Origin of the sequence: Patulibacter sp. NPDC049589 (assembly GCF_040675535.1) — a bacterium.
Classification (GTDB): domain Bacteria; phylum Actinomycetota; class Thermoleophilia; order Solirubrobacterales; family Solirubrobacteraceae; genus Patulibacter.
In genome coordinates this window covers 1-2,234 of the sequence record NZ_JBFAPC010000319.1, presented here as the reverse complement: position 1 = coordinate 2,234, position 2,234 = coordinate 1, and the positions used below count along the sequence as shown (strand labels likewise).

The window sequence follows — 2,234 nt, the reverse complement described above, 5'->3', positions numbered from 1 at the left end:
CTTGGCCTTGCCTTCGGTGATGAGGTCGCGCAGCCGGCGGTTGTAGTGCTTGACGTTGGCCTGGCCGTTGGCGACGTGCTGGCCCTTGAACCAGAAGTTGCCGTAGTCGAAGGCGATCTGACCGTTCTTGGCCATGTCGTCCTTGGCACCCGGATCTTCGGGCAGGAACAGCCCGACGACGCCGATGCCGCCGGTCGGGCGGACGGCCGCGACGAGCTGATTCATCGTCAGGTTCGGGATCTCGGTGCCGTGGTGGTCGTGGCACTGGTAGCCGACGCACTCGGCACCGCGGTCCGCACCCTCGCCCCGGGTCTCTTCGAGGATCTGCTCGACGACGTCGCCCTTGCGCGGATCGATCGGGATCGCGCCGAGCTGCTCGCCGAGCGCGAGGCGGTCGTCGTGGAAGTCGACCAGCATGACCTTCGAGGCGCCCTTGATGACCGCGGAGTGCACGGCCATCAGGCCGACGGGGCCGCCGCCGTAGACGACGATCGACTCACCGGGCTGCAGGCCCGCGAGCTCGGTCGCGTGCCAGCCGGTCGGGAAGATGTCCGACAGCATCACGTAGTCGAGCTCCTTCTCCTCCGCGCCCTCAGGCAGCCGCAGGCAGTTGAAGTCCGCGAACGGCACGCGCAGGTACTCCGCCTGCCCGCCGTCGTACGGGCCCATGCCCGCGAAGCCGAAGGCCGCGCCCGCCGTGCCGGGGTTGGCGGTCAGGCAGTAGCCCGTCTTCCCGGCCTCGCAGTTCTTGCAGAAGCCGCAGCCGATATTGAACGGCAGGACGACGCGCTGGCCGACCTGCAGGGTCTCGACGCCGTCGCCCTTTTCGACGATCTCGCCCATGTTCTCGTGGCCGAGGACCTTGCCGGGCTCGAGGTCCGTGCGGCCCTCGTACATGTGCAGGTCCGACCCGCAGATGTTCGTGGTGGTGAGCTTCACGACCACGTCGTTGGGACGCTCGATCTTCGCGTCGGGGACCTCGTTGATCGAGACGTCGCGGGGACCGTTGTAGACCAAAGCCTTCATAGGAGCTCCTTGATGGCGGGTCCTACTCGTACCCGGCCCCGGAAAGCGGATGCGTGGAATCGAACCTGACGGACCGCGTACCCGCAGTGCGAGGCCCTCGTCCGGTGTCGGGGCGCTTCGGTTCAGGCGGTGCTGACGAGAAGTCGGCCGAGAGTGGTGGCGTTGGCGTAGCCCACTTGTGAAGCGATCTGGTCCATCGTCAGGTCGGTGGTGCGGCGCAGGTGTCGTGCACGCTCGGCACGGAGACGGCGGATGAGCTGATTGGGAGTCGCCCCAGTCCGCTGGCGCACGTGGCGCTCCAGCGTGCGTCGGGTGACGTTGAGCGTGTCGGCGAGGTCGGACACGGAGAGGTCCTCGGCGATGCGGCGCCGGACCTCGTCCTCGAGGCGCGTGACCAGCGCGTCGGTGGCGGCGAGGTGCCCGTGGAGGGCGTGGATCGATCGGGTGGGGCGCTCGTCGATGAGGAGGCGGTGGGCCACGGTCTCGGCGAGTCGCTCGGAGACCTCGGAGACGAGGCTGATCGCCAGATCGATGTGTGCGAACGCGGCTCCCGCAGTGAGGGCGTTTCCGCTGCGGACGACCATGCGCGTGGTGTCCAGGTCGACCCGCGGATAGCGGCCCCGGAACGTCTCGTTGAGCCACCAGCTCGTAGCCGCCGTGGCGCCGTCGAGCCGGCCGGTTTCGGCGAGCAGGAACGTCCCGGTGCACGCGCCGGCCAGCCGCGGCAGACCCGCGTCGGGGCTGTCGCGCAGCGCGGCGCGGAGCTCGCGGACCGGCGGCAGCGCGAGCGCGTCCTCCACCGCCGACGCCGAGAGCGCGCCCAGCGCGGGGACGACGAGGACGTCGTAGTCGGTCAGTCCATAGTCGAGGGCACGGTCGGCCTCGACGATGAGGCCGCCGGCGGTCCGCACGGACGGGCGCAGCCCGACGACGGTCGTCCGGACCGGCGGAATGTCGCGGTCGACAGACCGGCGCAGCGTCTCGGCGACCCGCAAGATGTCGAGAACGCTCGTGAGCGCCGAGTCGAAGGTCCCGGGGATCGCGACGACGCCGACATGCATTGGCGCAAACGATACGAAACGCGTCGCATCGAGGAGGAGCGGAAGTGGGAACGTGAGGTCTCACAACGCGAAGGAGCACTCTTATGGCCCGTCCCGGACTCGTCATCCAGTTCAAGACCAAGCCCGACACCGCCGAGCAGTTCAACG

General features: G+C 69.0%; 2 protein-coding genes. Both read right to left on the bottom strand.

The genetic code is table 11. From position 1 onward, the window contains the following. Window positions 1-1,026: glutathione-independent formaldehyde dehydrogenase (locus tag AB0L40_RS27665; RefSeq protein WP_364362001.1), on the bottom strand; the 1,026-nt coding region annotated here is incomplete at its 3' end. 122 nt (window positions 1,027-1,148) lie between these two features. Beyond that, entirely contained in the window at window positions 1,149-2,087 is a 939-nt protein-coding gene (locus tag AB0L40_RS27660; protein ID WP_364361999.1) for a helix-turn-helix domain-containing protein, read from the bottom strand. Window positions 2,088-2,234 lie beyond the last annotated feature (147 nt).